Origin of the sequence: Pigmentiphaga soli, assembly GCF_039541095.1 — a bacterium.
GTDB lineage: Bacteria > Pseudomonadota > Gammaproteobacteria > Burkholderiales > Burkholderiaceae_B > Pigmentiphaga > Pigmentiphaga soli.
This window is the reverse complement of the sequence record NZ_BAABFO010000001.1, coordinates 390342-416491: the sequence shown is the minus strand read 5'-3', so window position 1 is coordinate 416491 and position 26150 is coordinate 390342. Positions and strand designations below refer to the sequence as shown.

Genomic DNA, 26150 nt, shown 5'->3' with positions numbered 1-26150 from the left:
CGCTCTTGAACCCATGAGCGGCCTGGCCGGCGAGCCCGGCGTGTACCAGACCAAGAAGCAGAGCGTGGTGGAAACCTTGCGCCACTGGATCCTCATCGGGCGGCTAGAGCCCGGGCAGCGGCTCGACCAGGAATGGCTGGCCGCCACGCTCAACGTCAGCCGCATGCCGCTGCGCCAGGCGCTGGTCCAGCTGTCGGCCGACGGGCTCATCATCAACCGGCCGCACAGCAGTTCCATCGTCACGCCGCTGTCGGTCGCCCTGCTGGAAGACGTCTACGCCAGCCGCAAGGCGCTCGAGGCCATGCTGGCCGAGGCCGGCGCCCGCCGCGTCGACCAGGACACGCTGCAGGCGATGGAAAAGATCATCGAAAAGCAGGAAACGGTGGTCGAGAACGGCGACACGGAAAGCTACGTCAGGCTCGACCGCCTGTTTCACGCCCTGCTCTACCGCGCCTCCGGCTACGAGCAGTCGTGCGCGCTGATCGAGCGGCTGCGCGACACCAGCGACCGCTATGTCCGCTTCTATGCGCAGGACCGGCACGGCGCCCATAAATCGATCCTCGAACACTGGAAGATCCTGCGGGCGCTGGAAAAGCAGCAGCCGCTGCAGGTGAAACAGATCATCGAACAGCACATCGGCGACGGCTACGCCGCCCTGATGAGCATCGTGCGCGAGCACGAGCGCCGCACCGCGGCCGATCTCAACGTCCACGAACCCGCCAAGGACCCCGAATCGTGAGCTCTCCGAACATCGCCGCGCCCGCACGGATACGCCGGCTCGAGTTGCCCGAGCATTCCCCGCTGGCCGGCATGTCGCTGCGCGCCGGCGAACGCCAGCTCGAAGCCAACGCCGCCCGGCTCGGGCCGCTGGTGGACCTGACCTACGCCGATACCGTCCGCTTTCCGCCGCCCGGCTGGGCGATCGAATCGTTCACGGCGGCCGCCACCCGCGGCGGGCTGACCTACACGCCCTACCGCGGCGACGCCGGCGTGCGCGCGCGCGTGGCCGGCAACGTCGCCCGCTTCCTCGGCATGCCGGTGGCGGCCGAGGGCGAACTGATCCTGACCCCGGGCAGCCAGGCCGCGCTGTACGTCGCCCTGGCCTCGCTGGTGGAACGCGGCGACAAGGTCGCGCTGGTCGATCCCGACTATCTCACCAGCCACCGGATGCTGCGCTATTTCGGCGCCGAGGTGGTTTCCATCCCGCTGTGGTGGGAGAACGCGGAATCGGCCACCCTCGATCTGGACGCCCTGGAGTCCGCCTTCCGCTCTGGCGTGCGCCTGTTCCTGTTCTCCAACCCGAACAATCCGACCGGCACCGTGCACGGCCCCGACACCGTGGCGCGCATCGCCGCGCTGGCGCTGCAGCACGGCGCGTTCGTGGTGGCCGACGAACTGTACTCGCGACTGGTCTACGACGGCCGGCCGTTCTGCCACATCGCCTCGCTCGACGGCATGAAGGAACGCACCGTCACGCTGCTGGGCCCTTCCAAGACCGAATCGATGAGCGGCTACCGGCTCGGCGCGGCCGTCGCGCCCGCCCCCATCCTGCAGCGGATGGAAGACGTGCAGAGCGTGGCCGCGCTGCGGGCGCCGGCCTACGCGCAGCACACGCTGGTCCACTGGCTGGCCGACGACCGCGAACTGGTGGCCGAACGCATCGGCCAGTACCAGGCGCTGCGCGACACTGCGGTGCGCCGCTTCCAGCGCTCCGAGGTGCTGCGCGTGGTGCCGTCGGGCGGCACCTCCTACCTCTTCCCCAAGGTGGTCGGCGTAGCGGCCTCCGACCAGGAGATCGCGCTGCGGCTGCAGAACGACGCCGGCGTGATCATCAACCCGGGCTACCAGTCCGGCGCGCGCGGCACCGGACATTTCCGCATCTGCTTCGCGCAGGAAGAGCAACTGTTCGCCCGCAAGCTGGACGACATCGTCGGCGTGCTGGAACGGATGCATGCCGAATCGCGCCTGGCGCGGCGGGCATAAGGCGCGGCGCCACAGCGCGGCGGTCTGCTGGTATCGGGCACGCCGATGCGCTTGCCCTTGAGGTCGGCCGGCGGCCGGATGCCGCCGCGGGTGATCGGCCGCGTGCACTCGTTGTCGGACAGGCCGATGCTGAGGGTGAGGGCGGCGGCGCCCATCGGGTTTCCGGGCTGGCCTGGCATGCCTGGGCGTGGCACCGCATTGTCCAGTCGGCTGCGGCGCGCGCTCAATGCGGATGCGGCACCAGCTGTTATGCCGGATCGGTATGGCCGTGGCCGCGCGGCCCGGTCACTTCCCCGTCAGTTCAAGAATGCGGTCCGCCAGCGCCCCGATGCCGGCAGCGGACAGGTCCGGCGCCTCCACCCGGCGCCGCTGCGGCCAGCCGGCGAAATGCCGCGCCTGCGACCGCTCGTAGCAGGCGTCGTAATGCTGCGCCATCAGCTCGGCGAACAGGCTGGGCAAATCGCCCTCCCGCGCCCACTGCTGCCAGCGCCGCACGGCTTCGCCGCCCTGCAATTGCTTGAGCGGCTCCAGCCGCCCGGCCAGCGCCTGGCCGTCGTCGCCCAGGTAGGCATAGTCGCGCAGCAGATAGGCCAGCCGGGCTTCGGCCGGCGCAACGATCTCCACGCAGGGCGCGGCGCGCATGCTCGCCACCAGCGGCGGCGGCAGCGACAGCGAGCCGATCCGCACGCTCTCGCCTTCCACGTACACCGGCCGCGACAGGTCGAACGGCTCCAGAACCGTGGCGATCAGCGTTTCGAAGCGCTTCTGCGAGGGCTGCGGCGTATCCGGCAGCGCGCCGAGCAAGGAGCCCTTGTGGCTGGCGCAGCCTTCCAGGTCGAGCACCTGCGCGCCGCGGGCCGCCAGCGCGTGCAGCACGCGCGTCTTGGCGCTGCCGGTGGCGCCGCACACGACCCGCAGCTTCAGCTGCGGGCATAGGGCCTCCAGCTGGGCCACCACGTGGTGCCGGAAACTCTTGTAGCCGCCCGCCAGCTGCCGCGCGTCCCAGCCGACCAGCCGCAGCCAGGTCACCATCGAGCCGCTGCGCATGCCGCCGCGCCAGCAGTACACCAGCGGCTTCCAGCTGGCCGGGCGGTCGGCGAACTGCTCGCGCAGGTGCCGCGCCAGATTGGCAGCCACCATCGCGCCGCCCACGCGCCGCGCCTCGAACGCGCCGGTCTGGGTATAGAGGGTGCCGACGATCCGGCGTTCCTCGTCGTCGAGCACCGGACAATTGATCGCGCCGGGAATGTGGTCGAGCGCGAATTCCGACGGCGAACGGGCGTCGATGATGGCGTCGAAGGCGTGGCGGTCGGCCGGGCGCACGGGCTGGCGCTGGTTCATAGCGGCTCCGCCGCGGCGCGCCGGATGGCACAATGGCCGTCAGCCGGCAACGGCACACGAAAAGGCGAACGCAACGCCCAACGGATCGAAAACGACATGGATTCCATAGCACTCACACAGTTCTCGCACGGCGGGGGCTGCGGCTGCAAGATCGCGCCCGGCCTGCTGGCCGAGATTCTGGCACACATGCCGCCCGGCTTCGTCCCGCCGGAGCTGCTGGTGGGCACCGAGACCAGCGACGACGCCGCGGTCTACCGCCTGAACGACAGCCAGGCGCTGGTGGCCACCACCGATTTCTTCACCCCGATCGTCGACGATCCCTACGACTTCGGCCGGATCGCCGCCACCAACGCGCTGTCCGACGTCTACGCCATGGGTGGCACGCCCATCATGGCGCTGGCGCTGGTGGGCATGCCCATCGACAAGCTGCCGCCCGAGGTGATCCGCCGCGTGCTCGAAGGCGGCGCCAGCGTATGCCGCGAAGCCGGCGTCCCGATCGCCGGCGGCCACAGCATCGACGTGCTGGAGCCGATCTACGGCCTGGTGGGGCTGGGCCTGGTCCATCCGGACCGCGTCCGGCGCAATGCCGATGCCCGCGCCGGCGACGTGCTGGTGCTCGGCAAGCCGCTGGGGGTGGGGATACTGTCGGCGGCGCTGAAGAAAGGCCGGCTCGATGCCGGCGGCTACGCCCGGATGCTGCGCCATACGACCCAGCTGAACCGGGTCGGCGCCGAACTGGCCGCCTTCGAAGGCGTTCATGCGATGACCGACGTGACCGGATTCGGCCTGGCCGGCCACCTGCTGGAGGTCTGCCGCGGCTCGGGGCTGTCGGCCCGGGTGCGCCTGGCCGACGTGCCGCTGATCGACATCGCGGCCGCCTTCGCGCGCGAAGGCATCGCCACCGGCGCTTCCGCGCGCAACTGGCGCGGCTATGGCGAGCAGGTGGAGTGGGCCGGCGGCGAGGAATGGCAGCGGGCGCTGATGACCGACCCGCAGACCAGCGGCGGCCTGCTGGTCAGTTGCGCCCCGGAAGCCGCCGAACGGGTACTGGCCGCCTTCCGCGCGGCCGGCTTCGAGCAAGCCGCCGTCATCGGGAACATGACGGAAACCGCCGGCCGGCCGCTGATGTTCAGCGGAAGCTGACGCAGCGCGCAGGCCGCCCCCGCCATGCGGCAGGGGCGTGCCAGGCTACGACGCCAGCGCGGGCCGGCCCCGCCGTCAGGCGGCCGCCGTCTCCGCGGCCACCGGCTCGCCGATCGCGCACTTGACCGCGTCCTCGACGCGGTCGAGCAGCACGAAATTCAGCTTGGCGCGGGCCTCCGGCGGCACGTCTTCCAGGTCCTTCTCGTTGCGCCGCGGCAGCATCACCGTCCGGATGCCGGCGCGCAGCGCGGCCAGCGTCTTTTCCTTGACGCCGCCGATCGGCAGCACCAGCCCGCGCAGGCTCACCTCGCCCGTCATCGCCACGTCGGACCGCACCGGGCGGCCGGTCAGCAGCGACACCAGCGCGACGTACATCGCCACGCCGGCGCTGGGCCCGTCCTTGGGCGTGGCGCCCGCCGGCACGTGCACGTGCACGTCGACCTTGTCGAGCGCATCGCCCAGCGACGTCTTGGCCAGCGTCAGCGCAGCCTGCGCCGACTCTTTCATGACGTCGCCCAGCTGGCCGGTCAGGATCAGCCGGCCGCTGCCCGGCACCTTGCTGGCCTCGATGAATAGGATGTCGCCGCCCACCGGCGTCCACGCCAGCCCGGTGGCCACGCCCGGCACGCTGGTGCGCTGCGCGACCTCGCTTTCGAAGCGCTTGGGCCCCAGCACCGTGGCGAGGTCCGGCTCGTCCACCGTCACCCGCTCCACGCCGCCCTCGGCGATGCGCATCGCCGCATGGCGCAGCAGCGCGCCGATCTCGCGCTCGAGGCTGCGCACGCCGGCCTCGCGCGTGTAGTCGCGCACGATGCCCTGCAGCGCCGCGTCGGTCACCTCGGCCTGCTCGGCCGTCAGCCCGTTGGAGGCGAGCTGGCGCCTGACCAGGTAGCGGCGCGCGATCTGCAGCTTTTCCTCCTCGGTATAGCCGGGCAGCTGGATGATTTCCATCCGGTCGCGCAGCGGGCCGGGGATGGTGTCGAGCTGGTTCGCGGTGCAGATGAACATCACGCGCGACAGGTCGTAGTCCACGCCCAGGTAATTGTCGCGGAACTTGTGGTTCTGCTCCGGATCGAGCACCTCCAGCAGCGCGCTGCCCGGATCGCCGTGGAAGCCGCCCGCGCCCAGCTTGTCGATCTCGTCGAGCATCAGCACCACGTTGGTGGTGCCGGCGCGCCGCATGGCCTGGATCACGTTGCCCGGCAGCGAGCCGACGTAGGTGCGCCGGTGGCCGCGGATCTCGGCCTCGTCGTGCACGCCGCCCATCGCCACCCGCTGGAACACCCGGCCGGTGGCCCGCGCGATCGACTGCCCTAGCGAGGTCTTGCCCACCCCGGGCGGGCCGACGAAGCACAGCACCGGGCTCTTGCCTTCCGGGTTCAGCTTGCGCACCGCGAGGTATTCCAGGATGCGGCGCTTGATCTTCGGCAGGCCGAAGTGGTCGTCGTCCAGGATCTGGCGGGCCTGGGCGATGTCGATCGCCGGCTGCGGCTCGGTCTTCCACGGCAGTTCCGACAGCCATTCCAGGTAGGTGCGCACCATGCCGTGTTCGGCGCTGCCTTCGCCCATGCGCTGCAGGCGCTTCAATTCCCGTTCGGCGTGCTTGAGCACTTCCTCCGGCATGCCGGCGGTTTCGATCGCGCGCCGCAGTTCCTCGACCTCGGCCGCGCCTTCGTCGCCCTCGCCCAGCGCCGCCTGGATCTGCCTGAGCTGCTCGCGCAGCACGTGGCGGCGCTGCTGCTCGTCGAACTGGGCGCGGGTCTTGTCGCCGATCTCCTTGGACAGCTTCATCACCTCGACGCGCGCCGACAGCGCGGTCAGCACCTTTTCCAGGCGGCGCTGCAGGTCGAAGGTTTCGAGGATGTCCTGCTTGTCTTCGGGCTTGACGTCGATCAGGTTGGCGATCATGTCGGCCAGCGCCCCCGGCGAATCGATGTGCCGGATCATGCCGGCCAGTTCGTCGGGCACGTGCGGCAGCAGGCCGACCGCCTCGATCGCGCGCTCCTTGAGCTGCATGAAGCGGGCCTCGATGTCGCGGCCTTCGACCGCCGGCTGCTCGACCGTCGCCACCCGGGCCACCAGGAAGGGCCAGCCTTCCAGGAACTCGAGCACGCGAAAGCGCGTCTGGCCCTGCACCACCATGTGGTGCGTATTGTTCTGGTCGGTCACGTAGCGCACGACCGGGCCGGCCGTGCCGACCCAGTACAGGTCGGTCGGCGCCACGTCGTCCTTCATCGGATCGCGCTGCAGCAGGAAGCCGAGCTGGCGTTCGCCGCGCACGGCTTCCTGGGCCGCCTGCAGCGCTTCGCCGCGGTGGATGGTGACCGGCGACAGCACGCCGGGAAACAGCACGGAGGCGCGCAGCGGCACGATGGCCAGCGCGTCGTCGGGCAGTTTCTTCAGCGGCTGGTGCGCCCCGCCGGGCGAAGCGCCGGCGCCGCCCGCGGAATACGGGGCATCCTCGCCCGCCCGCGTTTCCTGCAACGATGGACCTTGCTTCATCAACGTTCCTTTACCTTGGTCAGCGTCAGCAACAGGCAGCCGTCGGCCATTTCAGGCGACCGGGGCTCCAGCGCATGCAGCGGCAAGCCAATGCGCCGCTCGAAGCGGCCGTACGGGATCTCGACCCGGTGCAGCCGCGCCGAGGCGGGCGCCGGAAAGCGGCGCACGCCGGAAACGGTGATGCCGGTGGGGTCGAAGCGCACGACCACGTCGGATGCCGGGACGCCCGGCAGGGCGACCTGGACGAACACTGCGTCGGCGGTTTCCACCACGTCGACCGGCGGTTCCCAGCAGGCGGCCGGGCCGCTGCGGAAGAACTGCCGGTGCAGGCGTTCGGCCTGTTCCAGCAGGGAAAGGGCATCGCCCCACATCCAGGAAGACATATCGCGTGATCTCATGGCGCGCCTCATGCAGCTATGGCGTAGATGGCGCTGCCGGACCGGGTTTCAAGGGGTCGGATCCACCCCCGGGGGCGCCGCGGAATGCCGCGGCCTCGGCCAGCAGCCAGCCGCGGAACGCCTGCAGCGCGGCGCCTTGCGGCCGGTTCTCGGGATACACCAGATAATACGCGCCCTCGCTCGCGATGGCCGCACGCGCGGCCGGCGCCAGGCGGCCGGCGTCGATGGCGCTGCGCACCAGGAAATCCGGCATCAGGGCCACGCCGTGGCCGGCCGCGGCGGCGCTGATCGCCATCGAGTGCAGCTCGAAGCGCGCGCCCTGCATGGCGCGCGCGGCCGCGTCGGCCACGCCCGCCTGTTCGAACCACCGCGCCCAATCGTCGGGCCGCGTCGACGAGTGCAACAGGGGCAGCCGCAACAATCGTGCCGGATCGCCGTCGGCATCGGCCAGGCCGGGCCGGCACACCGGCAACAGGCGCTCGCCGAACAGGCGGTCGGCCGCCGCGCCCGGCCAGGCGGACTGGCCGAAATGGATCGCGGCGTCGAACGCGGTTTCCTCGAACAGGAACATTTTCGCGCTGGCGCCCATCGACACCTCGACGTGCGGGTGCCGCAGGCGGAAATCGCTCATGCGGGGAATCAGCCACTCGGAAGCGAAGGTCGGCAGCACCGCCAGTTCGAGCGCGGCCTGCTCGCCGCGGTGGGCCATGACGCCGAGCGTTTCGCGCTCGATGCGGTCGAGGATGGCCTTGGCGCTGGCGGCATAGGCCCGCCCTGCCGGCGTCAGCACCACGCGCTGCTTGACGCGGGTGAACAACGGCAGGCCGAGCATCGATTCGAGCAGGGCGACCTGGCGCGACACGGCGCTTTCGGTCAGCGCCAGTTCGGCCGCGGCGCGGGTGAAATTGCCGTGCCGCGCGGCGGCCTCGAAGGCGGTCAGGGCCTTGGTGCTGGGCAGGGGATGGCGCATCGTTGATGAGTAAAACGCATCGATTGCCCAGTTTAAATCGTTTGCCGTCCCTGCACGGACCGCCTAGACTCATGCGATTTCCGGGGCGTTTCCCCGCTCGTACCCCGCTTCCACCTGGTTTTTCCGTGGTGCTTCGTGCCCCCACGCATAAAGCCGCCGCCCCCTCCAAGGCACAGCGGATCCGGCTTTGCCGGTCCGCCAGTGCCGCCCCTTGAGGGGCGCGCGAAGCGCGTAGGGGTGGGTTCCATTAGGAGACATCGATGTCCGTTCCGACGCCCGCCCGCAGCGGCGGCCGGCTGCTGGTCGACGCGCTGATCGGCCGCGGCTGCGATCTCGCCTTCGGCGTGCCGGGCGAAAGCTACCTGGCCGTGCTCGACGCCCTGTACGACACACAAGACAAACTGCGCTTCATCACCTGCCGCCATGAAGGCGGCGCCGCCTTCATGGCCGAGGCCTACGCCAAGCTTACCGGCCGGCCCGGCATCTGCTTCGTCACCCGCGGCCCGGGCGCCACCAACGCCAGCATCGGCGTGCACACCGCGCGGCAGGATTCCACGCCGCTGATCCTGTTCGTCGGCCAGGTCGGGCGCGATTTCGCCGACCGCGAAGCCTTTCAGGAAATCGATTTCCGCCGCATGTTCGGCCAGATGGCGAAATGGATCGCCAGCATCGACCGCGCCGAGCGCGTGCCGGAATACGTCAACAAGGCCTTCCAGATCGCCCAGTCCGGCCGCCCCGGCCCGGTGGTGCTGGCGCTGCCGGAAGACATGCTGGCCTCCGAGGCCGCGGTGCCCGACGTGCCGCCGCAGCCGCTGGCCCGCCCGGCCCCGCGCGAAGAAGACGCGCAGCGCCTGCAAGGCCTGCTGGCGCAGTCGGCGCGGCCCCTGCTGCTGCTGGGCGGCAGCGGCTGGACGCCCGCCGCCCGCGCCGACGCCGCGCGCTTCGCCGATGCCTTCGGTCTGCCGGTGGCGACCGGCTTCCGGCGGCAGGACCTGTTCGACAACCGGCACGACGCCTATGCGGGCTACGTGGGACTGGGCATGGACCCGAAGCTGGCGCAGCGCGTGCGCGAGGCCGACCTGCTGATCGTGGCCGGCTCGCGACTGGGGGAAATGGTCACGCTCGGCTACGAACTGTTCGGCGGCAGCACCGCCCGGCGCGCGCTGGTCCACGCGCATGCCGACCCGCAAGAGCTCGGCACGCTGTTCGACACCACGCTGGCCATCAACGCCGGCATGCCGGAATTGGCCCGGATGCTGGCCCGCCTGCCGGCCCGGCCCGGCCCGTGGCGCCAATGGACGCAAAGCGCGCGGCAGGATTACCTGGCCAGCCTGGAGCCGCCGCCCGCGCCCGAGGTACCGCTGCAGGTCGACATGGCGGCCATCGTCCACTGGCTGAACCTGCGCCTGCGGGGCGAGGTGGTCGTCACCAATGGCGCGGGCAATTACGCGGGCTGGGCGCACCGCTATTTCCAGCACGGGCCGCAGCGCCGCCAGCTCGGGCCCACCAGCGGCGCGATGGGCTATTCGGTGCCGTCGGCCGTCGCCGCCAAGCTGGCGCACCCGGACCGCGTCGTGGTGTCGTTCGCCGGCGACGGCTGCTACATGATGAACGGCCAGGAGCTGGCCACCGCGGTCCAGTACGACGCGCCCATCATCGTCATCGTGGTCAACAACGGCGTGTACGGCACGATCCGCATGCACCAGCGCCGCGAATATCCCGGCCGGCCGTCGGGCACGGCGCTGCGCAACCCGGATTTCGCGCGGCTGGCCGAGGCCTACGGCGGCCACGGCGAAACCGTACTGCGCACCGCCGACTTCGCGCCCGCGTTCGAACGCGCGCTGGCGTCCGGCAAGCCGGCGGTGATCGACGTGCGCACCGAACCGCGGGCCATCACGACCCGGCTGATCGAGGCGCAGAACTGAGCCCTCCGGCGGCTCAGACTCTCACGTAGCCCATCTTCTTCAGCGATCGCACGGCCACATACAACGCCAGCCAGACCGCCAGCCCCGCTGCCAGGTCGCCGGCGGGCGGCAACGCGCCCGGTCCCGATATCCGGTACGCGCTCCACAGCATGACGCCCGCCAGCGCCAGCGCGAGCAGGAACACCGTGTTGTATTCCTTGACCAGCACGCGCTTCCAGTTGAAGCGCATGCCTTCGACCGCCCGCCGCCAGCCGCTCCAGCGCGGCCACCAGCGATTGACGCGCCGGCAGTAGTCCTCGTATTCGGCGCCGAAACGGCCGCGCAGAAAATGCTCCTCGGCCAGCACGATGCACACGTAGGCGAACAGCACGAACGGGAACACGACCAGGTAGAACGCCAGGGAATGGACCACCAGCGCGATGCCCAGGCAGATCAGGATATTGCCCACGTACAGCGGATTGCGGCACAGCCCGAAGATGCCGCCCTGCACCAGCCGGCTGGCGTGCACCCGGCGGTTGCGGCCGCCGCGCTCGATGTACTCGTAGCCGATGGTCAGGATGCGCAGGGCCTGGCCCAGCAGCGCCGCCAGCACGCCGGCCGCGTCCAGCATGGCGCCCAGGTCGGCCCGCCCCAGCGGATTGGACGGACGGCCGAGCAGCAGCGCGACCAGGAACCCGGCCGGCCCGATCGCATTGCGGTAGCGGAACAGGAAATTGCCGATACGAACCAACATCGCCTGCCCCGTCACTTGATCGCCAGGAAGCCTTCGAAACAGACGTACTTCTGGATCGTCATGACGTCCGCGAAGCCGGCCCGGTGCAGCAGGTCCAGGTTGCCCTGGGTCGAGAACGGCTCCATCACTCCCTTGATGCTGCGCGTCTTGTGCAGGATCTCGGCCTCGCTGAACCCGCTGTCGAGCTTGAATTCGACGTAGACCTGGTTGGCGTAGTCCTGGAAGCGGCCGTCCGGCGCCCGCACCTTCTCGAACATGAAGAACGCGCCGCCCCAGTTCAGCGCCGCGTAGATCCTGTCGACCACCGCCTGGCGCACGCGCGGCGGCAGGAACTGGATGGTGTAGTTGGCGACGACCATGTCGCAGGGCTCCAGCTCCATGTCGAGCACATTGGCGTGCACATAGGCCAGGCGCGGGTCGCGCGCCGCGCGCGAGGCCTTCTCCACCATGTCGGCCACGCTGTCGACGCCGATCAGGCGCAGCTTCTGCTTGTGCTGGTGCTGTTCTGCCAGCCTGGCCAGCATCGTGCCGGTGGAACAGCCGATGTCGTAGACGAGGCTGTCGCCTTTCAGGAAAAAGTCACTGTAATGACACACCAGCCGGTGGCCGCTTTCATATAGCGGGATGGATTTCCGGATATGCGAATCGAAATCTTCGCTGATGTTCTCGAACGACCAGCCGGCGTTGTGCTGGTTGATATTGCTGTCCACGGGGTTGCTCACCGTTGATCTCCGCAAGTGCAAGGCGCGGCGAAGGGCCGCCGCGCGACTGCGGTATTCAAACCCGGGCGAGGTCGAATTTATGTCGAATTTTCCTGACGGGCGGCTCACCCCAAGCGGCCGCCGCCGTGCTAGGGCCTGCTGGCCGGGACAACGGGAGATGGCGATGGCTGAACGGCAGCGGCCGTATTGGGAGGCACGGCCGCGCGTTGCTGGCCGAAATAAATGGCGCTGCCCAGCCCGATGACGGAGATGACGATGGAGGCGATCCACTTGTAGATATCCGTGTGGCCCTTTTCCATGGCGCTGCGGATGCTGGCGATATCCATCTTGGCGTCGAGGCCCGCCAAGGTGGCGCGGATGGAGCCGACGTCGCTTTTCAATGACCCGACATCGCTTTTCAATGCGCCGACATCATTTTTCAACAAGCCGACGTCGACCTCGATGCGGCTGAGCCGTTCATCGATGGCATTCACGCGGTTCTCGTAGTGGTCTTGATAGTCCATGGCGAGGCAGACCCAAATCCGATCAGCATTCATTCTCAAACGAATTTATCACGCGGGATCCCTGCCGCAACCCCCGGCAGAGGACCGGATTGTCCATGTTCCATACCCCCGGGAACCCAGGCAACACCACATTGCACTTCCGTCCCCCAAGCCTATAATGGGCCGTCCCCGGTTTTCTGGAGGTCGACATGGTTGACATGACCAGGCGCCAGTTCTTCAAGGTAACTGGCGCCGCGCTGGCAGGTTCGAGCCTGGCCGCGCTGGGATTCTCGCCGGCCGTCGCGCTGGCCGAGGTCCGGCAGTACAAACTCGCGCGGACCACCGTCACGCGCAACACCTGTCCGTACTGCTCCGTCAGCTGCGGCGTCCTGATGTACGGGCTGGGCGACGGCGCGAAAAACGCCCGCACCAGCATCATCCACATCGAAGGCGACCCCGACCACCCCATCAATCGCGGCACCCTCTGTCCGAAGGGCGCCGGCCTGATCGATTTCATCCACAGCCCCAGCCGCCTGAAGCAGCCCGAATACCGGGCGCCGGGTTCGTCGGAGTGGAAGACGATCTCGTGGGACGAGGCCTTCGACCGCATCGCCCGGCACATGAAGCAGGACCGCGACGCCAACTTCGTGGCAAAGGCGGAAGACGGCACCACGGTCAACCGCTGGCTCACCACCGGCATGCTGGCCGCCTCGGCGTCGAGCAACGAAACCGGCTACATCACCCAGAAAATCGCCCGCAGTCTGGGCCTGCTCGCATTCGACAACCAGGCGCGTGTCTGACACGGCCCGACGGTGGCAGGTCTTGCCCCGACGTTTGGCCGTGGAGCGATGACGAACCATTGGGTCGACATCAAGAATGCGGACGTAATCCTGGTGATGGGCGGCAACGCCGCCGAAGCGCACCCCTGCGGCTTCAAGTGGGTGACCGAGGCCAAGGCGCACAACAAGGCGCGCCTGCTGGTGGTCGACCCGCGTTTCACGCGTTCGGCCTCGGTGGCCGATTTCTACGCGCCCATCCGCACCGGCACCGACATCGTGTTCCTGGGCGGGGTCATCAACTATCTGCTCGCCAACGACAAGATCCATCGCGACTACGTCGTCAACTACACCGATTTCTCGTTCATCGTCCGTGAAGACTTCACGTTCGACCAGGGCGTGTATTCCGGCTACAACGAACAGAACCGCAGCTACGACAAATCCAGCTGGGACTACGAGCGCGGCGACGACGGCTACGTCCGCACCGATCCCACCCTGCAGCACCCGCGCTGCGTATACCAGCTGATGAAGGCGCACTATTCGCGCTACACGCCCGAAAAAGTGCAGAGCGTGTGCGGCACGCCGGCCGACAAGTTCCTGCACGTGTGCGAGACGCTGGCCTCGACCGCGCGGCCCGACCGCGCCGCCACCATCATGTACGCGCTGGGCTGGACGCAGCACTCCATCGGCTCGCAGATCATCCGCACCGGCGCGATGGTGCAGCTGCTGCTGGGCAACATCGGCGTCGTGGGCGGCGGCATGAACGCGCTGCGCGGCCACTCCAACATCCAGGGCCTGACCGACCTGGGGCTGATGTCGAACCTGCTGCCCGGCTACATGACGCTGCCCACGCAAACGGAGACCACCTACGAGAAGTACATCGCGGCGCGCGCGCTCAAGCCACTGCGGCCCAACCAGCTCAGCTACTGGCAGAACTACAACAAGTTCCACGTCAGCCTGATGAAATCCTGGTTCGGCGCGGCCGCCACCGCCGAAAACGACTGGTGCTTCGACTACCTGCCCAAGCTCGACAAGCAGTACGACATGCTGCAGATCTTCGAGCTGATGCACCAGGGCAAGGTCAACGGCTACATCGCCCAGGGCTTCAACCCGCTGGCGGCGCTGTCCCACAAGGGCCGCGTGGCCGAGGGGCTGGCCAAGCTCAAGTACCTGGTCATCATGGATCCGCTGGCCACCGAAACCTCGGAATTCTGGAGCAACCACGGCGAGTTCAACGACGTCGATCCGTCCCAGATCCAGACCGAGGTGTTCCGGCTGCCCACCACCTGTTTCGCCGAGGAAAACGGTTCGCTGGTGAACTCGGCGCGCTGGCTGCAATGGCACTGGAAAGGCGCCGACGCGCCGGGCCAGGCGCGCAGCGACATCGAAATCATGGCCGAGCTGTTCATGCGGCTGCGCGACCTGTACCGCAAGGAAGGCGGAGCGTTCCCGCAACCCATCCTCGACCTGAGCTGGCCCTACGCGGTGCCGCACGCGCCCACGCCGGAAGAACTGGCGCGCGAGTTCAACGGCAAGGCGCTGGTCGACCTGACCGACCCGAAAGACCCCGCCAAGGTGCTGCGCAAGGCCGGCGAACAGATCGCGGGCTTCGGCGAGCTGCGCGACGACGGCACCACCGCCTGTGGCTGCTGGATCTTCGCCGGCTGCTGGACGGAAGCCGGCAACCAGATGGCGCGGCGCGACAATTCCGACCCGACCGGCATCGGCCAGACGCTGAGCTGGGCCTGGGCATGGCCGGCCAACCGCCGCGTGCTGTACAACCGCGCCTCGTGCGACCCGGAGGGCAAGCCCTTCAATCCGGCGCGCGCGCTGATCGGCTGGAACGGCAAGACCTGGGGCGGCGCCGACGTGCCCGACTTCAAGGTGGACGAAAACCCGGCCGGCGGCATGGGCCCGTTCATCATGAACCCCGAGGGCGTGGCGCGCTTCTTCGCGCGCGCAGCCATGGCCGAGGGCCCGTTCCCGGAACACTACGAGCCGTTCGACACGCCGGTCGGCTACAACCCGATGTTCCCGCAGAACCCGAAGGTCACCAGCAGTCCGGCGGCCCGCGTGTTCCCCGACGTCTGGGACACCTTCGGCAAGGCGTCGGAATTCCCGCACGCCGCCACCACCTACCGGCTGACCGAGCACTTCCACTACTGGACCAAGCACACGCGGCTCAGCGCCATCCTGCAGCCCGAGCAATTCGTCGAGATCGGCGAGGCGCTGGCCAAGGAACTTGGCATCGCGGCCGGCGACCACGTCAAGGTCACGTCCCACCGCGGCTACATCAAGGCGGTGGCCGTGGTCACCAAGCGCATCAAGCCGCTCACCGTCGAAGGCAAGACGCTGCACCACGTCGGCATTCCCATCCACTGGGGCTTCAAGGGCCTGACCAAGCCCGGCTTCCTGGCGAACACGCTCACGCCCTTCGTGGGCGACGGCAATTCGTATACGCCGGAGTTCAAGTCCTTCCTGGTGAAGGTGGAGAAAGCATGAACAGTGCGAACCGCTGACCGGAGAATGCCATGTCAATGCAATCGCTAGACATCAAGCGGCGCTCGGCCACCACCACGACGCCGCCGTCGGTGCGCGAGCCGTCCACCGGCACCGTCGCCAAGCTGATCGACGTCTCCAAGTGCATCGGCTGCAAGGCCTGCCAGACGGCGTGCATGGAATGGAACGACCTGCGCGACGAGGTCGGCACCACCACCGGCGTCCTCGACAACCCGCGCGACCTGACGGAGCACTCGTGGACGGTGATGCGCTTCACCGAATACGAAAACCCCAAGGGCGACCTCGAATGGCTGATCCGCAAGGACGGCTGCATGCACTGCGAGGACCCCGGCTGCCTGAAGGCCTGTCCGGCGCCGGGCGCCATCGTCCAGTACACCAACGGCATCGTCGACTTCCACGAAGAAAACTGCATCGGCTGCGGCTACTGCATCACGGGCTGTCCGTTCAACATCCCGCGCATTTCGCAAAAGGACCACAAGGCCTACAAGTGCACGCTGTGTTCCGACCGCGTCGCGGTGGGCCAGGAGCCGGCCTGCGTGAAGACCTGTCCGACCGGCGCGATCGAGTTCGGCACCAAGGAAGACATGCAGCGCCACGCCGCCGACCGCGTGGTAGACCTGAAATCGCGCGGCTTCGAGCACGCCGGCCTGTACGACCCGGCCGGCGTCGGCGGCACGCACGTAATGTACGTGCTGCACCATGCCGACCAGCCCTCGCTGTACGCCGGCCTGCCCGAAGCGCCCAGGATCAGCCCGCTGGTTTCGCTGTGGAAGGGCGCAACCAAGCCGCTCGCGCTGGCCGGCATCGCGCTGACGGCGCTGGCGGGCTTCTTCCACTACACCCGGGTCGGCCCCAACGAGGTCACCGCCGAGGAAGAACTGGAAGCGGCCGACGAGGCGCGGCGCCGGCTCGGCCGCGACGATGGGCCCGTGCAAAGGGAGACGGATCATGACCGTGCGTGACGATGTCCCGATGATCGAACGCTACACGCCGAACGAGCGCAGCAACCACTGGTTCACCGCGCTCTGCTTCGTGCTGCTGGCGCTGTCCGGCCTGGCGATGTTCCACCCGGCCATGTCGTGGCTGTACGCCCTGCTCGGCGGCGGCACCTGGACGCGCATCCTCCATCCCTTCATCGGGGTGGTGATGTTCGTCTCGTTCTTCTGGCTGGTGCTGCGCTTCTGGCGCCACAACCGGATCGAGGCGCGCGACCGCCAATGGCTGCGCCAGGGCAACGACGTGGTCATGAACCGCGAAGACCGCCTGCCCGAAGTGGGGCGCTACAACGCCGGCCAGAAGCTGCTGTTCTTTGCGCTGGTCATCTGCATGGCATGCCTGCTGCTGAGCGGCATCGTGATCTGGCGCGCGTATTTCTCGGCCTACTTCCCGATCACGTCGATCCGCGCGGCGGCGGTCGTCCACGCCTTCTTCGGATTCGTGATGATCTGTGCGATCATCGTGCATATCTACGCGGCGATCTGGGTCAAGGGCTCGATGCGCGCGATGCTGCGCGGCACGGTCAGCTACGGCTGGGCGAAGAAGCACCACCGCGCCTGGTATCGCGAGATCGCCGAACGCGAATCGTCTGCCGGGTCCGGCGGCGGCGCGGCACGTCCGGGCTAGCGGCTTCCTCCGCGCCCCCCGGGGCGCCGGACCGCCGGGCGCCCCGCGGCGCTCTTGAGGAAGACAGCTTGCAACGCATTCTCCAGCCCGGCGAAATCGAGGCGCTCGATCACAACGCCATCCCCCGGCTGCGCCTGCCCGAGCCGGCCACGCTGTTCGCCGAACGCGCCGCGCGCCTGCGCCAGCTGGCCGATGGCAATCCCGTCGGCGATTACCTGCTGCTGATGGCCACGCTGGCCGACGCGCAGCAACGCGCCGCCGCCGCGGTGGCTGCGGCCGGCAGCAGCGCCGATGCCCAGGCCGCGGCTGCCGAGCGCGCTGCCGCCGGAACCACGACCAGTGCCGACCAGGCGCGCCGGCACGGCATGCCGGTCCTGCCCGCCACCGGGCCGCTCCCTCCGGCCTGGCGCGACGCGCTGGCCATCCTGCTCGACGGCGTTTCGCAGGGCGCGGCCCTGCCCCCCGAGGTGGCGGCGGCGATCGCCGACCTGCGCGCCGCAGCGCCCGCCCAGTTGGACGCCCGGGCGCAGGGCCTGCTGGCCGGCAACGATGCCGCCGCTCCCGCCGAGGCGCCCTTCATCCAGGCCGCGCTGCAGGTGGCATTCTGTGCCGCCGCGTCGCGGCTGTCGCCGGCCGACGTGGCCGACGACACGCCGGCCACGCTGTGCCCGGTATGCGGTTCGCACCCGGTGGCCAGCGTGATCCGCATCGGCGGCCAGTCCCAGGGCTACCGCTACCTGCACTGCCCGCTGTGCGCCACCGAATGGCACATGGTGCGCGTGAAGTGCAGCCACTGCGAATCCACCGCCGGCATCGCCTACCGCGGCATCGAAGGCGGGCCCGAATACGCCCAGGCCGAAACCTGCGACGCCTGCGGCAGCTACCGCAAGATCTTCAACATGGAAAAAGACCACCAGGTAGAGCCGCTGGCCGATGACCTCGGCACGCTCGTGCTCGACCTGCTGATGGCCGAGACCGAATTCGCGCGGCGCAGCGGCAATCCGCTGCTGGCCTTGCCGGGCGGGACGGAAGAAGCATGAGCGCACAGCCGCTCGAAAGAGGCGCGGCCCGCATTCCTTCGGTCGACCGCGTGCTGGCCCTGCCCGCCGTCGAGGCGCTGTGCGCCAGCCATGGCCGCACCCAGGTCACCGCCACGCTGCGCCGCCGCCTCGACGAACTGCGCGCCGGCTACGTCGCCGGCGAACTGGACGACGGCGCCCTCGCGGCCGCCGTGGCCGCCGACGCCGTCGCCGCCAGCCTGCAAGCCGCGCTGGAAGCCGCCAACCGGCCGCGGCTGCGGCCCGTCTTCAACCTGACCGGCACGGTGCTGCACACCAACCTGGGCCGCGCCCTGCTGCCCGACGACGCCGCGCGCGCCGTCGCTGCCGCGCTGTCCGCCCCGGCCAACCTGGAATTCGACCTCGGCACCGGCGGCCGCGGCGACCGCGACGACCTGGTCGCGCCGCTGCTGTGCGAACTGACCGGCGCCGAAGCCGCTACCGTGGTCAACAACAACGCGGCGGCGGTCCTGCTGGCATTGAACGCGCTGGCGCCGCGCAAGGAAGTCATCGTCTCGCGCGGCGAACTGGTCGAAATCGGCGGCGCCTTCCGCATCCCCGACGTGATGGCGCGCGCCGGCGCCAGGCTGGTCGAGGTCGGCACCACCAACCGCACCCATCCCGACGACTACCGGCGCGCGATCACCCCGCGCACCGCGCTGCTGATGAAGGTCCATTGCAGCAACTATGCCGTCACCGGCTTCACCAGATCGGTCGACGTGGCCGAGGTCGCCGCCATTGCCCACGTCGCCGGCCTGCCGCTGGCGGTGGACCTCGGCAGCGGCACCCTGGTCGACCTGGCCCGCTGGGGCCTGCCGGCCGAGCCCACCGTGCGCGAAACCCTGGCGGCCGGCGCCGACCTCGTCACCTTCAGCGGCGACAAGCTGCTGGGCGGCCCGCAGGCGGGCCTGGTGGTCGGCCGCAAAGACCTCATCAAGCGGCTGAAGTCCAATCCGCTCAAGCGCGCGCTGCGGGTCGGCAAGCTGACGCTGGCCGCGCTCGAACCGGTGCTGCGCCTGTACCGCGCCCCCGAATTCCTGGCCGAGCGGCTGACCACGCTGCGCCTGCTGACGCGGCCGCAGGCGGTCATCGCTGCCCAGGCCCGGCGGCTGGCCGGGCCGCTGGCGGCGGCGCTGGGCGCGGACTGGCAGGTGGTCGACGAGCCGATGTTCAGCCAGATCGGCAGCGGCGCGCTGCCGGTCGACACCGTGCCCAGCCACGGCCTGGCCGTGCGCCCGGCCGCGGCGCGCCAGGCCGGCCGGCGGCTGGCCCGGCTCGAAGCCGCGCTGCGCGGCCTGCCGCGGCCCGTCATCGGCCGCATCGCCGATGGCGCGCTGCGGCTCGACCTGCGCTGCCTGGAAGAAGGCGACGAGGCCGGCTTTGCCGCGCAGTTCGCGCTATTGGAACCGTCCCGCCCATGATCATCGGCACGGCCGGCCACATCGACCACGGCAAGACCACGCTGGTGCGCGCGCTGACGGGCGTCGACACCGACCGGCTCAAGGAAGAAAAGCGCCGCGGCATCTCGATCGAACTGGGCTACGCCTATACGCCACTGCCCGACGGCAGCGTGCTGGGTATCGTCGACGTGCCCGGCCACGAGAAACTGATCCACACGATGGCCGCCGGCGCCACCGGCATCGATTTCGCGCTGCTGGTGATCGCGGCCGACGACGGCGTCATGCCGCAGACCCGCGAACACCTGGCCATTCTCGACCTGCTCGGCGTGCGCCGCGGCGCCGTGGCCGTGACCAAGGCCGACCGGGTGGACGCCGCCCGGCGCGACGAGGTGGCCGCGCAGATCCGGTCGCTCCTGGCGCCGACGCCGCTGGCCGGCGCGCCCCTGTTCTTCACCGATGCCACGCAGGCCGGCGACCCCGGCGTGCAAGCGCTGCGCGCCCGCCTGCACGAGGCCGCGATGGCGATGCGGGCCCGCGCCGACGACGGTCTGTTCCGGCTCGCGGTGGATCGCGTCTTCACGCTGGCCGGACAAGGCACGGTGGTCACCGGCACGGTCCATGGAGGCCGGGTGCGCGTCGGCGATACCGTCCGCGTCTCGTCCAGCGGCGCATCGGTCCGCATCCGCGGCATCCATGCGCAGAACCGGCAAAGCGAAACCGGGTCGGCCGGCCAGCGCTGCGCGCTGAACCTGGCCGGCATCGACAAGACCGCCATCGCGCGCGGCGACTGGATCGCCGACCCGCGCGCGCTGCGGGCCAGCCCGCGCATCGACGCGCGGCTCAGGCTGCTGGACGGCGCGCCCCTGAAACAGTGGTCGGCGCTGCACGTGCACCTGGGCACGGCGCACCAGCTCGCCCACGTGCTTGCGCTGGCCGACGGGCCCGGCGCCGACGGCACGATGCGCGCCCAGCTGGTCTTCGACCGGCCGGTCTTCGCGCTGCCCGGCGACCGCTTCATCGTGCGCGACGCCCAGGCCGCGCATACCATTGGCGGCGGCACCGTCATCGATCCTCTGGCGCCCGACCGCCGGCGCCGCAGCGCCGAGCGGATGGCGTATCTCGATGCCATCGAGTGCGCGCTAGGGTTATGTCCGCGTCCGCCAATGCCCGGCACTGCCGCTGATGCCGGTACGGATGCCGATGCCGATACCGGCCCGGATGCCTACGCCGACCCCGGCGCCCGCGGAAACTCCGACGGCCTGCCCCGAGCCGGCCGTGCCGCCACGCCGCTTGCGCGCATCGATCTCATGCCCATCCTGGCGCGCGCCCCCCACGGCATGGCGCGCTCCGAGCTCGCGCTGCTGGCCGGCCGCGCGCCCGAGCATCTGGAACTGGACGCCGGCGTGATCCGCATCCCCGCCCGCGACGCCGAAGGACAGCCCGACCAGCGCCTGATCGCCGCCGGCGCATGGCAGGCGCTGCGCGACCGGATAACGGAGGCACTGGCGCAATTCCACCAGCGTTTTCCCGACGAGCAGGGCCCGAACGCCGCTCGCCTGCAACGCATGGCGCTGCCGGCCTTCGCAGGCCCCGAACACGAAACGTTCCGCCAGGGCCTGGTCGACGCCCTGCTGCGGGAAGGCGCCATCGCGCGCAGCGGCGCCTGGCTGCACCTGGCGGACCACGCGGTGGTCTTCTCCGACGAGGAACGCGCACTGGCCGGCCGGCTGACCGCCGCCCTGGCCGACGGCGGCTTCGACCCGCCCTGGGTGCGCGACCTCGCCCGCGACCTGCTGCGCGACTCCGCGCGCGAAAACGAGGTACGCCGCCTGTTGCGCAAGCTGGCGCGCGCCGGCGAGGTGTTCCAGGTGGTCAACGACCTGTTCTACAGCCCCGCGCGCATCGCCGAACTGGCGCACACGGTGGCCACGCTGGCGGCCGCCTCCTCCCTGCCCGGCCACGCCGTCGAGGCGCGCCAGTTCCGCGACGCCACCGGCCTGGGCCGCAAGCGCGCCATCCAGATCCTGGAATTCTTCGACCGCGTTGGATATACTCGGCGCACCTCCACGGGGCATGCGCCGCGCGCAGACAGCCCCTGGCAGGTCCCCCCGCCGCACGGCTGACGGCCACCGCAGGAGGGCATCCGTACCCGGTGGTGCGGCCGGGCTTCAAACCCGGTAGGGGGCGCCAGCCGTTCCCTGGTAGGTTCGACTCCTGCTGCCCTCCGCCTCCCTTCTCCGGATCGCGTAGACTCTGGGCTGTATCCCGCCGCCAGGAGGCAACCATGATCAAGGGCTCCGACCTGCTCGTCGCCGCCTTGGAGAACGAAGGCGTCGACCGCATCTTCGGCATTCCCGGCGAAGAAAACCTCGACATCGTCGAATCGATCCGCAAGTCGTCGATCCGGCTGGTACTCACCCGCCACGAACAGGCCGCGGCCTTCATGGCCGCCACCTACGGCCGGCTCACGGGCCGGCCCGGCGTATGCATCGCCACGCTGGGCCCCGGCGCGCTGAACCTCACCACCGGCGCGGCCTACGCGCTGCTGGGCGCGATGCCGCTGATCATGATCACCGGCCAGAAAGGCATCCTGTCGTCGCGCCAGGCGCGCTTCCAGATCGTCGACGTGGTCGCCGCGATGAAGCCGCTGACCAAGCTGTCACGCCAGATCGTGTCGCCGCAGATGATCCCGACGCTGGTGCGCGAGGCCTTCCGCGTGGCCGAGGAAGAGCGTCCCGGCCCGGTCCACCTCGAACTGCCGGAAGACATCGCCGGCGAATCGTGCCAGCCGCTGCCCTTGATCCCGCCGCATCCGGTGGAACTGCCGCTGGCCAGCGCGGCCGCCCTCGACCGCGCGGCGCAGATGATCGTGCAGGCGCAGCGCCCGCTGATCATGCTCGGCGCGGCGGCCTCGCGGCCGCGCTCCACCTCCGACCTCGCCCGCTTCGTGCTGCGCACCGGGATTCCCTATTTCACGACCCAGATGGGCAAGGGCACGGTGCCCGGCGGCACCGACCTCTACATGGGCACGGCCGCGCTGTCCGAGCGCGACTACGTGCACGAGGCGATCGAACGCGCCGACCTCATCATCGCCATCGGCCACGACACGGTCGAAAAGCCACCCTTCATCATGGGCGCGCAGGGGCCGCAGGTCATCCACGCCGGCTACCAGCCCGCCAGCGTGGAGCAGGTTTACTTCCCGCAGGCCGAGATCATCGGCGACCTGGGCGCCTCGCTGCGGCTGCTGGCCGACCGCGTCGAAGGCCGGATCCCCAACGCCAAGGCCCTGCTGCCGCTGCGCGCCGGCATACTGGAACGCATCGCCGCGCGCGCCACCGAAGACCGTTTCACGCCGCAGCGCCTGGTGAACGACGTGCGCTCGGTCATGCCCAACGACGGCATCCTGGCGCTCGACAACGGCATGTACAAGATCTGGTTCGCCCGCAACTACCGCACGCGCGTGGCCAACACCCTGCTGCTCGACAACGCGCTGGCCACCATGGGCGCCGGCCTGCCGTCGGCGATGGCGGCCGCGATGCTCTACCCCGGCCGGCGCGTGATGGCCGTGTGCGGCGACGGCGGCTTCATGATGAACAGCCAGGAACTGGAAACCGCCGTGCGGCTGGGGCTGGACCTGGTGGTGCTGCTGATCGAGGACGGCGCCTACGGCATGATCCGCTGGAAGCAGTCGGTGGAGCACTTCCCCGACTTCGGCATGACCTTCGGCAACCCGGACTTCGTCAAGTATGCCGAGTCTTACGGCGCCAAGGGCACGCGGGTGCAGGCCGTGGACGACCTGGCGCCGGCGCTGGAGCGCGCCTTCGCAGGCGGCGGCGTGCATCTGGTGGCGGTGCCGATCGATTATTCCGAGAACGAGCGGGTGCTGGTGGAAGAGCTGCGCGAGCGCCTGCCGGTCATCCGATGAACCCGAAAGTCCGGCTGCCCCCGCTGAACGCGCTGCGTGCCTTCGAGGCCGCCGCGCGGCACGAGAATCTCACGCGCGCCGCCGACGAGCTGAATGTCACCCAGGCCGCCGTCAGCCATCAGGTCAAGTTGCTGGAAGAGTCGCTGGGCGTGCCGCTCTTCCGGCGGCTGTCGGGCGGCCTGAAGCTGACCGAACAGGGCAAGCGCTATGCGATGGCGGTCAACAACGCGATGCAGATCCTGCTGCAGGCGACGGAAAACGTGCTGGGGTCCGGCGACAAGCAAAGCCTCAGGATCAGCGCGCAGCCCAATTTCGCCTCCCGCTGGCTGGTGCCGCGCCTGTGGGGCCTGGTCATCACCCATGGATGCCTGACCTACTCCATCTATCTTTTCCTGACCTGGCTGCCGTCCTACCTGATGGACGTCCGGGGGCTGACGATCATGTCGGCGGGATTCGTGGGCACCCTGCCCTACATCATCTCCAGCGTCGGAACGATCGTAATCGGCTTGCTCAGCGACCGCTATCTGTCGAACAAGGACGTGTCGCGCGGCGGCAGGAAATGGCTGGTCATTTTGATGCTGGCGCTTTCCAGCTGCGTCTTTCTGGTTCCCGTCGTCCAGAGCACCTTCCTGCTGGTTGCGATCATCAGCGCTTCGATCCTGTTCGCGACCGCCGCCAACACGATGAACCTGGCGCTGACCGGAGACCTGATCGTCGACAAGGACTCGGCCGGCGCCGCGTATGGATTGCTGATCCTGGGCGGCAACACGTTCGGGTTCCTGGCGCCGCTGATCACCGGCTATGTCATCCAGGTCACCCACTCGTACACCTGGAGCTTCATCATCGCGGGGCTGTTCATGGTGGCGGGGATCGTGTCCCTGTCGCTGGTCAAGCGGCCGCTACAGCCGGCCGAGGCGTGATGGCGGTCCGGGCGGACCGCGACCTGCTGCTGCAAGCCTCGGTCAGCGCGCCAGTAAAATGCAGCAGGGCCGCGACATCCGGCACGCATCGGCGATACATCAGTAGCTCGAACGCAGCTCCTCGCTGAACAGCCGCGTCGCCAGGAGCCCTTCGGGGCTGGCGTGGCGCGCCGGCGATAACAGTGGCGCCAGCATCGTCATCCGCTCGCGCCGCGTCCTGCGCCCCACCAGCGCGGCCTGCAACGCACGCACCGGCGCGTCGAAGTCACCGGCGTCCGCCGCATCGTCCGCAGTGCGCGTTTCTTCGCCGCCCAGCAGCGTCTGCCGCGCGCGAAACGACATGCGGCGCCGCGTCTCGCGCTCGGGCTCACTGCCGAAGCGGTCCGCATCGCCCCGCCCGGCATCGCCGGCGATCCAGTCGTGGACGATCTGCAGCTCGTATTCGTCGAATACGCCGAACATCGCGGCGCGGTCGCCGACCAGCAGCTTCCAAAACGGGCTGTCGTTCGGATCCCGGTGGCGCCGGATCCAGCCGTGGCGCTGCAACTGCGCCAGAAACTCGGGGATCAGCGCTTCGTCGGCCAGCCATTCGTTGACGGATTTGCCGGCCACGCGGCAGTAGTCGGAATGCATATGGCGGCCGAAAACGCTCTTGCGCCGCAGTATCCGAACCAGTTCGCGTTCCAGGTCGAAGGCGCGAATGATGGATTCGGTGCCGGCGCCGAGATCGTTCAACAGATATCCGTCGATGACGCGGCGATAGAACGCCTGTGCGTCGCTCCCGGCCGGCATCGCGAGGCGCAACGCGTCGATGGCCTTGCGCGCATGGCCGGTCGCCAGATTGTCGATTGTGACGTGCAGCGTGAAGTAATACGGATCAATGCCGAGATCGTCCAATTCATAGGCCGTGATGAGCAGGTGCAGCGGCAATTGCTCGTAGCCCAGATTGAAGCCGATTATTTCGGGCAGGTAGTGTTCGGAATCGTAGGCCAGCGCCAATTGGATGGTGCCCTGCACGTAGCGGTCGTCCTCCAGGTCGTCCCACCGGCCGCAGCCGCTGGCCGCCAGCAGCTTGCGGTACATCGCGACATGGTTGCGGTCCGGCACGCCGTCGCCCAGCTCTTCCAGATAGATCCGGATCAGCGGGTGGAAGCGCGTATCGTCCCAATGATCGACGAGCCCGTATAGCCACGCGCCGTCCACCAGCTTAGTCGGCGCGATCGAACGCAGGAAATACAACGCGTGCGCCCGGCTGGTGAAATAGCGACACGGACCGCCGCGCCTGCGCGCGGCCAGGTAATCGGCGTAGAGCCGGCCCACGCGCATGGCCTTCCCTTCCATCCACGCCGCGCATTCGCGCAGATCGTCCGGCATGTCGGACGGCCGATCGTGCACTTCTTGCAGGCGGACGTTCAGAAAATTGCGGGCGCGGGCCAGCAGGCCGGCATTCGGGGCGCCGTGCGACAGCGCGTCGTACAACGCCTGTGCCGGACCCTGCAAAGGGGCCTCAGGCATCGGCGCAGGGGAAAGCCGTACGACTTCGAGGGCGTCTTTGAGCATTGTCTCGTCCTGGCCGGCGCGAGCCCGGCCATTTAGTCCACCGCCTCCTCCTGCAAGCTGCGTTCCCGGCGCCGCGCGCATTCCGCATGCTTGCGGCCTCACACTTAGACACCATCGCCCCGGTGTTGGGGCGGGTATCCTCGCCCTGACACCAGACAATGAGGCCAGC

The 26150-nt window shown here is 69.3% G+C and carries 20 protein-coding genes and 1 tRNA gene; 13 read left to right on the top strand and 8 right to left on the bottom strand.

Features of this window, described 5'->3' with window-relative positions; genetic code table 11:
• The first annotated feature begins 13 nt into the window (after positions 1–13).
• Both ABD927_RS02035 and ABD927_RS02030 read left to right on the top strand, forming a co-directional pair.
• The gene (locus tag ABD927_RS02035; protein ID WP_345245787.1) at positions 14–739 is read left to right on the top strand and encodes a GntR family transcriptional regulator; all 726 of its coding nucleotides are present in this window, start codon (positions 14–16) and stop codon (positions 737–739) included.
• Complete coding sequence (locus ABD927_RS02030) at positions 736–1983, top strand: aminotransferase class I/II-fold pyridoxal phosphate-dependent enzyme (protein ID WP_345245785.1); 1248 nt, start codon at positions 736–738, stop codon at positions 1981–1983. Before ABD927_RS02035 ends, ABD927_RS02030 begins: the two co-directional genes overlap by 4 nt.
• A 285-nt stretch (positions 1984–2268) precedes the next feature.
• On the opposite strand, the gene mnmH is transcribed toward ABD927_RS02030, so the two are convergent.
• On the bottom strand, positions 2269–3324 hold the full coding sequence (gene mnmH, locus ABD927_RS02025) for a tRNA 2-selenouridine(34) synthase MnmH (RefSeq protein WP_345245783.1): 1056 nt from the start codon (positions 3322–3324) through the stop codon (positions 2269–2271).
• A 96-nt stretch (positions 3325–3420) separates the two neighbouring features.
• Between mnmH and selD the strand changes: the two genes are divergently transcribed.
• Complete coding sequence (gene selD, locus ABD927_RS02020) at positions 3421–4467, top strand: selenide, water dikinase SelD (RefSeq protein WP_345245781.1); 1047 nt, start codon at positions 3421–3423, stop codon at positions 4465–4467.
• 75 nt (positions 4468–4542) lie between these two features.
• Here selD and lon read toward each other — a convergent pair whose 3' ends face one another.
• From lon to ABD927_RS02005, 3 genes are read right to left on the bottom strand one after another with little or no spacing between them, the layout of a single operon-like run.
• Positions 4543–6969, bottom strand: a complete 2427-nt coding sequence (gene lon, locus ABD927_RS02015) for an endopeptidase La (protein WP_345245778.1) — start codon at positions 6967–6969, stop codon at positions 4543–4545.
• Positions 6969–7367 carry an Hsp20/alpha crystallin family protein gene (locus tag ABD927_RS02010; RefSeq protein ID WP_345245776.1) on the bottom strand — a complete coding sequence of 133 codons (399 nt, stop codon included), beginning with the start codon at positions 7365–7367 and terminating at the stop codon, positions 6969–6971. Before ABD927_RS02010 ends, lon begins: the two co-directional genes overlap by 1 nt.
• Before the next feature lie 16 nt (positions 7368–7383).
• A complete protein-coding gene (locus ABD927_RS02005; protein ID WP_345245774.1) occupies positions 7384–8337 on the bottom strand; it encodes a LysR substrate-binding domain-containing protein in 954 nt (317 codons plus the stop codon).
• A 260-nt stretch (positions 8338–8597) separates the two neighbouring features.
• On the opposite strand from ABD927_RS02005, the gene ABD927_RS02000 reads away from it, so the two are divergent.
• The gene (locus ABD927_RS02000; protein ID WP_345245772.1) at positions 8598–10262 is read left to right on the top strand and encodes a thiamine pyrophosphate-binding protein; all 1665 of its coding nucleotides are present in this window, start codon (positions 8598–8600) and stop codon (positions 10260–10262) included.
• Positions 10263–10275: 13 nt separating this feature from the next.
• On the opposite strand, the gene ABD927_RS01995 is transcribed toward ABD927_RS02000, so the two are convergent.
• The 3 genes from ABD927_RS01995 to ABD927_RS01985 all read right to left on the bottom strand — a co-directional run bounded on the left by ABD927_RS01995 (position 10276) and on the right by ABD927_RS01985 (position 12190).
• A complete protein-coding gene (locus ABD927_RS01995; protein ID WP_345245770.1) occupies positions 10276–10995 on the bottom strand; it encodes a methyltransferase family protein in 720 nt (239 codons plus the stop codon).
• Positions 10996–11006: 11 nt separating this feature from the next.
• Entirely contained in the window at positions 11007–11717 is a 711-nt protein-coding gene (locus tag ABD927_RS01990; RefSeq protein ID WP_345245768.1) for a methyltransferase domain-containing protein, read from the bottom strand.
• A 128-nt stretch (positions 11718–11845) separates the two neighbouring features.
• Entirely contained in the window at positions 11846–12190 is a 345-nt protein-coding gene (locus ABD927_RS01985; protein WP_345245766.1) for a hypothetical protein, read from the bottom strand.
• A gap of 218 nt (positions 12191–12408) precedes the next feature.
• Between ABD927_RS01985 and fdnG the strand changes: the two genes are divergently transcribed.
• From fdnG to ABD927_RS01940, 9 genes are all read left to right on the top strand, one after another.
• Positions 12409–15477 (top strand): formate dehydrogenase-N subunit alpha, encoded by a 3069-nt coding sequence (gene fdnG / locus ABD927_RS01980; protein WP_345245764.1) that lies wholly within the window; start codon positions 12409–12411, stop codon positions 15475–15477.
• A 29-nt stretch (positions 15478–15506) separates the two neighbouring features.
• Complete coding sequence (gene fdxH, locus ABD927_RS01975) at positions 15507–16457, top strand: formate dehydrogenase subunit beta (RefSeq protein ID WP_345245762.1); 951 nt, start codon at positions 15507–15509, stop codon at positions 16455–16457.
• Complete coding sequence (locus tag ABD927_RS01970; RefSeq protein WP_345245760.1) at positions 16444–17118, top strand: formate dehydrogenase subunit gamma; 675 nt, start codon at positions 16444–16446, stop codon at positions 17116–17118. The genes fdxH and ABD927_RS01970 overlap by 14 nt, the downstream gene beginning before the upstream one ends.
• A 68-nt stretch (positions 17119–17186) precedes the next feature.
• Positions 17187–18158, top strand: a complete 972-nt coding sequence (gene fdhE, locus ABD927_RS01965; RefSeq protein WP_345245759.1) for a formate dehydrogenase accessory protein FdhE — start codon at positions 17187–17189, stop codon at positions 18156–18158.
• On the top strand, positions 18155–19597 hold the full coding sequence (selA, locus tag ABD927_RS01960; protein ID WP_345245757.1) for an L-seryl-tRNA(Sec) selenium transferase: 1443 nt from the start codon (positions 18155–18157) through the stop codon (positions 19595–19597). Before fdhE ends, selA begins: the two co-directional genes overlap by 4 nt.
• On the top strand, positions 19594–21699 hold the full coding sequence (selB, locus tag ABD927_RS01955; protein WP_345245755.1) for a selenocysteine-specific translation elongation factor: 2106 nt from the start codon (positions 19594–19596) through the stop codon (positions 21697–21699). Before selA ends, selB begins: the two co-directional genes overlap by 4 nt.
• Before the next feature lie 11 nt (positions 21700–21710).
• A tRNA-Sec gene (locus ABD927_RS01950) sits at positions 21711–21803 on the top strand.
• 60 nt (positions 21804–21863) lie between these two features.
• Complete coding sequence (locus tag ABD927_RS01945) at positions 21864–23501, top strand: acetolactate synthase large subunit (protein WP_345245929.1); 1638 nt, start codon at positions 21864–21866, stop codon at positions 23499–23501.
• Positions 23498–24421, top strand: a complete 924-nt coding sequence (locus ABD927_RS01940; protein ID WP_345245753.1) for an MFS transporter — start codon at positions 23498–23500, stop codon at positions 24419–24421. The genes ABD927_RS01945 and ABD927_RS01940 overlap by 4 nt, the downstream gene beginning before the upstream one ends.
• Positions 24422–24520: 99 nt before the next feature.
• Here the strand turns inward: ABD927_RS01940 and ABD927_RS01935 are convergent, their stop codons facing one another.
• Complete coding sequence (locus tag ABD927_RS01935; protein WP_345245751.1) at positions 24521–26062, bottom strand: iron-containing redox enzyme family protein; 1542 nt, start codon at positions 26060–26062, stop codon at positions 24521–24523.
• Positions 26063–26150: the final 88 nt, after the last annotated feature.